Raw genomic sequence first — 8612 nt, forward strand, 5'->3', positions numbered from 1 at the left:
AGCAAGTCCTCGCGGGACATGAACGGTCAGACGCTCGCGGCGCCGACAAACGAGGCGACCTTCCCCAACCACGATCCTGCGACCACACCAAGATCAAGCGCAAGACCGCTTGACACCCGATCCCCCATAGGGAATCAGACGAGGGAGATGACGCCGTAGTCGTAGCCGCGACGGCGGTAGACCACGCTCGGGCGCCCCGAGGACTTGTCGGAGAACAGGAAGAAGTCGTGGCCGACGAGCTCCATGTGCGAGAGCGCATCGTCGACGGTCATCGGCACGCCCTCGTGCTCCTTCACGCGGGCGATGCGGCCCGGACCGTCGCCCTCGACCTCACGGCCGAAGCGGTCGTCGAGCGCCTCCCGGGCGGCGGGGATCGCGGTGTCGGGCAGGAACTCGTGCCCCGCATCCTCCCGCTCCGCCACGGATTCCTCCCGCAGCGCGGTCGGCAGGGCGTCGTCGAGGTCGGCGCCCGAGGCGGGCAACTCCTCGGAGAGGCCCCCCGCCCCGACGGCGACCCGGCGGCGCCCGGCCTTGTGCAGTCGGCGGTCGTGGGCGCGGCGGAGTCGCTCCTCGATGCGCTGGAGGGCCTGGTCCAGCGCGGAGTAGAAGTCGCCGGAACAGCCGACGGCCCGGACGACGGGCCCCCGTCCCCGCCCGGTGATCTCGACGCTCTGGCAGGTCTTGGACCGGCGCGGGTTGTTCTCGTGGAAGAGTTCGACGGACAGTCTGATGATTTTGTGGTCGTAACGTCCGAGTCGTGCCAGCTTGTCGGTCGTGTGGTCGCGGAAGTGCTCCGGGACCTCGACGTTGCGGCCGCAGATGACGATCTCCACATCAACTCCCGAGGGAAGAGGGAGCGGCGCCACGATCGGCCCGTCACAGGGGCCTGGGCCCTCGATGGCGAGGACCGGGCCGGGGGAGGGGGTGGACGCGCCTCCCGGAGACCCGTGGCGTCGCGGTACGACGTTCGCGCCTCCTCTCGGTCTGCCTGACCGGTGAGGTGCGCCACGGTACTGACTCCCGCGGGTGTCCGGAAGGTGTCGAGTGGGCGGCTGCCGCGTCGAGGGAACGCCACGGCCGGACCAACGCGGGGCGTGCCCGGTGATCCGGGTGAGGCGGGTGGGGGTCCGGCCACGCGGGTGAGTGGACGGAGGCTCCCGGCGGCACCGGCCGCCGCGCGTGGCGGGCTCCCGCCGGGTACGCGAGGGCGTCGGGCGCCCACCGCGGTGAGGACCAGCACGAGGTCGACCGGGAGCCCGGCCGCGTCGAGCGCGGCGGCGCAGGCGGCCGCCGTCGCGCCCGTGGTGAGGACGTCGTCGAGGAGCACGACCGGCCCGTGACGGGCCGGCACTCCGGTCGTCGCGCCCGGCCGGACCCGTAGGTTCGTCGCGAGGTTGGCCGCGCGGGCGGCGGCGTCGAGACCCACCGAGTCCCGGGCGCGGCGTGCGAGGGCCAGGGCGCGCACCACGTGCCCGTGCCCGTCGTGGGCGAGCCGGTGGGCGATGCGCAGCATGTGGTCGCCCCCGCGGGCCCGGGCGGCGGCCGCCCGCGACGGCGCGGGCACCAGCAGGCAGCCACCGCCGGTGAGGCGGGTGAGCGCCGCTCCCAGCGCCGCGGCCAGCGGGACGGCGAGGTCGCGGCGGCCGCGCTCCTTGTAGGCGATGACGGCGTGCCTCGGGGCCCCGGTGTAGGGCGCGAGGGCCATCGCGGGCGGGAGGTCGGGCCGCTCGGGGGCGGGCAGCGGGCGCCGCAGGGCTGCCAGGCACGCCGAGCAGAGCCCGGTGCCGGGCGCCACCGTGGCCCCGCAGCCGCCACAGGGAGCAGGGAGCAGCAGGTCGACCAGGGCCGCCACCGGGCGGGCCCCGAGGAGTCGTGTCAGCACACCCCCGAGGCTGGCGGGCCCGGACTCCGCCCGGCCAGCACCGCGACGCCGGCTGTGGACGACCCGGGGGGTCCGGTGCCGCTGTGGACGACCGGTTGCTCCGGGAGGAGGCACCTACCCCGGGTACGCGGGCACCGAGGAGTTCGACCCGCCCGGCACCGAGCGCCACACGTCTCCCCCGTCCGAGCCGTCCGCGGGCAGCGCCCACAGCCCGCCCTGGTCGACCACCAGCGTCGGGCGGTTCGGGGCCGCCGCCACCGCGGTGACCGGGGGCGTGAGATTGGTCGTGGGCCCGTCGTCGAGGTCGAGCCCGTCGGCCGAGGCCCGTTGCACCGGGTGGCCCGCCGCCGACCCCACCGCGACCAGCCGGTCGGTCTGCGACCAGGTCACGTCGACGACGCCCTCGAGCGCCTTCCCCGCGGGCCCGGGGCGCAGCACGCGGACCGCGCCCAGCCGGGCCCCGCCCCCGGCGTCGCGCAGCACGGTCGCGAGGACGACGTGTCCCCCGGCGACCAGCGCGACCCGCGTGCCGTCCGGGGAGAGCCGCAGGCCCGTGAGCGCACCGAGACCGGCGAGCGGCGTCGTGTCGAGCCCGACCGGCGCGAGGACCGGGGCGTCGGGGGACGGCCCGCCGCGCACCGCGCGCAGCGGGCGCCCGTCCACCACCGTCCACACCTCGGCACCGTCCGGGGTCCACGACGGGCGGGTGATCGTCGTGCCGGTGATCGGCGTCGGGGAGACCGCCGCGCCCACCCGGCCCACCGAGAGCCGCATCGTCGCGCCCTCCAGCCCGACGACGGCGACGTCGCGGCCGTCGGGCGAGGCGGCGGCGCTGCGGGCGTCGTCGACGCCGGTGACGAGGTCGGGTGCCGCCGGACGGCCGGGGTCGGGCCCGAGGGTGGGGTCCTGCGGGATCGCCCGCACCCGGCCGCCGGTGACGAGGAGCGCCGACGACGTCGCCGCGTCGCCGCTCGCCGGGGCGCTGGGCAGGTCCTGACGGTCCCGGACGGCGGGCGGGAGGCCCGCGAGGACGTCGTCGACGCCGAGCTGCGGGCGCCCGTCGAGCAGCGGGGTGCCGTCCACGGTGAGGCGGACGCGGTCGAGGCCCACGCCGGCGAGGGTGAGCACGACCTGCTGCGCGATCTCGGCGCGGCGGCCAGCGTCGAGCGCGTCCACCGGCCCGATGTGCGTCAGGTCCACCGTCGCGACGCCGTCGGTGGTGGTGCCGACCGCCGAGCGGAGCAGCGCGCCGGCCGGGAGGGCCGAGAGCGCGGCGCCGCGGAGATCGTCGGAGGGGCCCGAGAAGAGCTCGTCGAGCACCCGGGCGGGGACCGAGCGAACGGGGCTGGTCGCGAGGTAGCGGGTCTCCCCCACCGGCGCGCCGCCGACCGCCGCGGAGAACCAGATGCGCACCGGCCGGGTGTTGGCCCGCAGGTCCGAGTGCCGAACGATCGTGCCCGGCGGCAGCGCGGAGATGCGCCAGACCCCGTTGTTCTCGGTGAGCCCGACGGTGACGTCGACGGTTCCGGGGTCGGGGACGAACGCCCCGTCGGGACGCAGGGTGCCGAGCTTGTCGGCCCGCACGCGCACCGAGGCCGTCCCGGACTGCCCGCTGCCGGGCGAGAACACGGTGTCGACCCGGTCGTCCACCACGGTCGGCGAGGACCCGTCGTCCCAGGAGCCGGCCGCGGGCGGCGAGAGGAACGCCCGGGCGGCGCTGTGGCGCTCGGCGGTGGCGCCGGAGGCGAGGATCCAGCCCCGCACGATCTCCAGCGGCTGTGCCCCGCGGGCCGGCCCGGGCGGCGCGCTCGGTTCGGCCGGGTCGCCGACGCGGCGCAGCACCGTCACGTCGGACGAGCCCGGCACCGTCGCGCACCCGGCGAGCAGCAGCGCCACGAGGCCGAGGAGGGCCGCGAGCAGGGCGCGGTGGCGGCTCACCACGCCTCCCCGCGCCCCGACACCGCCCCCGGCCGGTCGGGCCCGGCGGTGTCGTCCCTGCCGTCCCCGTCCCCGGCCTCGTCGTCCCCGGCGCGGGTCGCGGGGATCTCCCCGGTGGGCGGCGGCAGGGCGGTCCCGGTGGTGGCCGCGGCCTCGTGGATGCCGGGCTCGGCGTCCGCGGGCGCGCCGGTGACCGGGATCAGCGGCAGCGGGCTGGTGCGCAGCAGGTCGCCCGCGGTGCGCGGGAGGGTCAGCCGGAACACCGAGCCGTGGTCGGTCTCGCCCCAGGCCTGCAGCCAGCCGCCCTGCAGCCGGGCGTCCTCGAGGCTGATCGCCAGGCCCAGCCCCGTCCCGCCGCTGCGGCGCTGCCGGGACGGGTCGGCGCGCCAGAACCGGTTGAACACCAGCCCGGCCTCCCCGGGCTTCAGCCCGATGCCGTGGTCGCGCACCACCACCGCGACGGCGTGCTCGTCGGCGGCCACGCGGACCTCGACCGGCCTCGACTCGCCGTGGTCGAGGGCGTTGGCCAGCAGGTTGCGCAGGATGCGCTCGACGCGGCGGGGGTCGACCTCGGCCTCGGCGGGCTCGGTGAGGTCGAGCAGCAACGGGGTGGCGGTGGCGTCGACGAGGTGGCGGACGGTCTCGGCGGAGCGCCGCACGATGTCGCGCAGGTCGACGCGCTCCACGGCCAGCTCGGCGACCCCGGCGTCGAGCCGGCTGATCTCCAGCAGGTCGCCGAGCAGCGACTCGAAGCGGTCGAGCTCGTCGACGAGCAGCTGTGCCGAGCGCCGCGCGACGGCGTCGAGATCCTCCGCCTGGTCGTGGAGCACCTCCGCAGCCATGCGCACCGTCGTCAGCGGGGTCCGCAGCTCGTGGCTGACGTCGGAGGTGAACCGGCGCTGCAGGGCCCCGAACTCCTCGAGCTGGTGGATCTGCTGCTGGATGCTGGCCGCCATCTCGTTGTAGGACTCCGCGAGCCGGGCCACCTCGTCGTCGCCGTAGACCGGCATGCGCTCGTCGAGGTGGCCGTCGGCGAAGCGCTCCGCGACGTCGGCGGCCTGGCGGACCGGGCGCACCACCTGCCGGGTGACGATGCTGGAGATGCCGGCGAGCAGGCCGAGCAGCGCGAGCCCGGCCAGCGCGAGCGTGGACTGGATGAGCGCGAGCGTCCGCTGCTCGGCCGACAGCGGGAAGATCAGGTAGAGCTGCAGGTTGCGGCCGGCGGTGCGCACCGGCTGCCCGACGATGAGGGCCGGGACCCCCGCGCCGCCCGCCGCGGGCACCGTCACGTACTTCGTCGCGAGGAACCCCTTGAGCACGGGGTCGCGCAGCTGCGGGGGCACGACGTCGGCGGGTCCCGACGACGGGTCCGCCTGGCCGGGCATGGCGGCGCCGGTCGTGCTCGTGGATCCGAGCGGCTCGGTGCCGGCCACCAGTACCGCCTCGAACGCTCCGGCGTCGCGGGAGTCGGAGCCGGCCCCCGAGGACGTGAGCCGGTCGAGGGCCTCGTCGAGGGTGCTCTGGGTGCCGTCGCGGTCGGGGTCGACGCGCGCGAGGTCCCGCTCGAGGTTGCCGCGGCTGATGTCGGCCTGGACCAGCGCCGCCTGCTGCTTGCCCTGGAGCAGCCGGTCGGCGATCTGGGTCTGCAGCACGAGACCGAGCACGAGCACCACGACGCTGGACATGGCGACGGTGGAGAGCACGACGCGCAGCTGCATCGAGCGGCGCCACAGCACCCGCACCGCGCCGACCCGCTCGGCGAGGGCGAGCTCGAGGCGGCGCCGCAGCCCCGAGACCCGGTCAGCCACGCCTGCCCACCGCGTGGATCAGGGGGGCCCGGCCTTGTAGCCGACGCCGCGCACGGTGAGCACCACCTCGGGGTGCTCCGGGTCCTTCTCGACCTTCGAGCGCAGCCGCTGGACGTGCACGTTCACCAGCCTGGTGTCGGCCGCGTGCCGGTAGCCCCAGACCTGCTCGAGCAGCACCTCGCGGGTGAAGACCTGGCGCGGCTTGCGGGCGAGGGCCACGAGCAGGTCGAACTCCAGCGGGGTGAGCGGGATCGGCGACCCGCCGCGGCGGACCTGGTGCGCCGGTACGTCGATCGTCACGTCGCCGATCTGCATCTGCTCGCTGGGCTCGGTGGGGAACTGCCGCAGGCGGGCCCGGATGCGCGCGACGAGCTCCTTGGGCTTGAACGGCTTGACGATGTAGTCGTCCGCGCCGGACTCCAGGCCCAGCACGATGTCCACCGTGTCGGTCTTCGCGGTGAGCATGACGACCGGCACCCCGGACTCCGCCCGGATCGCCCGGCACACGTCGATCCCGTTCATGCCCGGCAGCATGAGGTCGAGGAGCACGAGGTCCGGGGCGGACTCCCGCACCGTCGGGAGCGCATCCGCGCCGTCGGACACGACCGTGGTGTCGAAACCCTCGCCCTGAAGGACGATCGTCAGCATCTCGGCGAGCGAGGAGTCGTCGTCCACCACGAGGATTCGCGAGCTCATGTCTCAATGGTGTCACTTCTCACCGACAATCCGGGAGCGAACTCCGCGGTCAGCACGGCTTGGATCACTTCGTCAGCCGTCCGGGTGAGTGCTTTGTCCCCCGAATGCCGGTTCTCGGCCACCCACCAGCGGCTCCACCACTGCCGTTCGGCGAGCTCGTCGTAGACCTGGGCGCACCGCAGCTGCAGTGCGGCGTCCGCCTCGAAGCCGTCGGGGGCGCGGCCGGGGGCGGTACGGGCGCGTTCCCGGACCCGCTGCGCCGCGAGCTCCGGGGGCACCCGGACGAGGACCTGGGCGTCCGGGGCGGGCACGCCGAAGCGCTCGACCTCGAGGGCGTGGACCCAGGCGGCGAACTCCCCGACGCCCTGGTGCAGGCGGGCCGAGCCGTAGGCGGCGTTGGAGGCGACGTAGCGGTCGACGAGGACGAGGTCGTGCGCGGCGCGGAGGTCGATCAGGCGCGGCGCGGCATCGCGTCGATCGAGGGCGAACAGCAGGGCCATCGCGTGGACCGACGCGGCGGTGTCGCCGTGCTCGCCGTGCAGCGCCTCCCCCGCCAGGGCGGCGTGGACGTCGTCGTCGTAGCGGGGGAAGGCGAGCGTCGCGACGGAGGCGCCCCGCGTGCGGGCGGCCCGGCCGAGCGCGTCGACCAGGGTCGCCTTGCCCGCCCCGTCCAGCCCCTCGACGGCCACCACCACGCCCACGGGCGACCACGCTAGTCAGCGACGGGGTGTGACGACGGTGGGAGGGGCCGTTCCGAGCGAAGGGCACCGTCGCTCGAGTAGATCGAGCGAAGGGGCCCCTCGGTCGGAATCCGGCGAGCACCCGCGGATGAGCGACGGGCTCCACCGATCGAATAGATCGATCGATGGTGCCCTTCGGTCAGTTCAGCCCGCGGTGGCTCAGTAGCGGTAGTGGTCCGGCTTGTACGGGCCCTCGACGTCCACGCCGATGTACTCGGCCTGGTCCTTGGTGAGCTTGGTCAGCTCGGCGCCGAGCGCCTCGACGTGGACGCGCGCGACCTTCTCGTCGAGGTGCTTGGGCAGGCGGTACACGCCGATCGGGTACTCACCGGGCTTGGTGAAGATCTCGAGCTGCGCGATCGTCTGGTTGGCGAACGAGTTCGACATGACGAAGCTCGGGTGGCCGGTGGCATTGCCGAGGTTCAGCAGCCGGCCCTCGCTCAGGATGATGATCGAGTGGCCGTCGTCGAACTTCCACTCGTCGACCTGCGGCTTGATGTTGATCCGCGTGGCGTCGCCGGACTTCTCCAGCTTCTCCATCTGGATCTCGTTGTCGAAGTGGCCGATGTTGCCCAGGATCGCCTGGTGCTTCATCCGCTTCATGTGGTCGAGGGTGACGATGTCCTTGTTGCCGGTCGTCGTGATGACGATGTCGGCCTGCTCGATCACGTTGTCGAGCGTCTGGACGTCGTAGCCCTCCATGAGCGCCTGGAGCGCGCAGATCGGGTCCGTCTCGGTGACGGTGACCCGGGCGCCCTGGCCTGCCAGCGACTCCGCCGAGCCCTTGCCGACGTCGCCGTAGCCGCAGATGACGGCCTTCTTGCCGGAGATCAGGACGTCGACCGCACGGTTGATGCCGTCGACGAGCGAGTGGCGGCAGCCGTACTTGTTGTCGAACTTCGACTTGGTGACCGAGTCGTTGACGTTGATCGCCGGGAACAGGAGCTTGTCCTGCTCGGCGAACTCGTAGAGCCGGTGGACACCGGTGGTGGTCTCCTCGGTGACGCCCTTGATGCCGGACGCGACCTTGGTCCAGTGCTGCTTGTCGGCCTCGAGGGAGCGGCGCAGCGTGTCGAGGACGACCTGGTACTCGGCCGGGTCCTCGTCGGTGACCGACGGGACGACGCCGGCCTTCTCGAACTCGACGCCCTTGTGGACGAGCATCGTGGCGTCGCCGCCGTCGTCGAGGATCATGTTGGGCCCGCGGGTGTCCGCGTCGGCCCAGGTCATCATCTGCTCACAGCACCACCAGTACTCCTCCAGCGTTTCGCCCTTCCAGGCGAAGCAGGAGACGCCCTGGGGGTTGTCGGCGGTCCCGTTCGGGCCGACGACGACCGCGGCGGCCGCGTGGTCCTGGGTGGAGAAGATGTTGCAGGAGGCCCAGCGGACCTCGGCGCCGAGGCTCGTCAGCGTCTCGATGAGCACCGCGGTCTGGACGGTCATGTGCAGCGAGCCCGAGATGCGCGCACCGTGCAGCGGCTTCGCCTCGGAGTACTCCCGGCGCAGCGCCATCAGGCCCGGCATCTCGTGCTCGGCCAGGCGGATCTC

General features: G+C 74.1%; 6 protein-coding genes. All 6 read right to left on the reverse strand.

Annotation, left to right across the window (positions count from 1 at the left end):
* Nucleotides 1–134: 134 nt before the first annotated feature.
* Nucleotides 135–833, reverse strand: coding sequence for a ribosome hibernation-promoting factor, HPF/YfiA family (gene hpf, locus VGH76_RS10515; RefSeq protein ID WP_331556625.1), 699 nt, complete (start codon nt 831–833; stop codon nt 135–137).
* 1163 nt (nt 834–1996) lie between these two features.
* Nucleotides 1997–3820 (reverse strand): LpqB family beta-propeller domain-containing protein, encoded by a 1824-nt coding sequence (locus VGH76_RS10520; protein ID WP_331556627.1) that lies wholly within the window; start codon nt 3818–3820, stop codon nt 1997–1999.
* Nucleotides 3817–5628, reverse strand: coding sequence for an MtrAB system histidine kinase MtrB (gene mtrB / locus VGH76_RS10525; protein WP_331556628.1), 1812 nt, complete (start codon nt 5626–5628; stop codon nt 3817–3819). The genes VGH76_RS10520 and mtrB overlap by 4 nt, the downstream gene beginning before the upstream one ends.
* An 18-nt stretch (nt 5629–5646) precedes the next feature.
* Nucleotides 5647–6324 (reverse strand): MtrAB system response regulator MtrA, encoded by a 678-nt coding sequence (gene mtrA / locus VGH76_RS10530; RefSeq protein WP_331556629.1) that lies wholly within the window; start codon nt 6322–6324, stop codon nt 5647–5649.
* Nucleotides 6321–7025 (reverse strand): dTMP kinase, encoded by a 705-nt coding sequence (locus VGH76_RS10535; RefSeq protein ID WP_331556630.1) that lies wholly within the window; start codon nt 7023–7025, stop codon nt 6321–6323. Before VGH76_RS10535 ends, mtrA begins: the two co-directional genes overlap by 4 nt.
* Before the next feature lie 198 nt (nt 7026–7223).
* The coding region (gene ahcY, locus VGH76_RS10540) for an adenosylhomocysteinase (protein WP_331556632.1) at nt 7224–8612 on the reverse strand (1389 nt) is incomplete at its 5' end.

It is taken from the genome of Actinomycetospora sp. (assembly GCF_036497585.1).
GTDB lineage: Bacteria > Actinomycetota > Actinomycetes > Mycobacteriales > Pseudonocardiaceae > Actinomycetospora.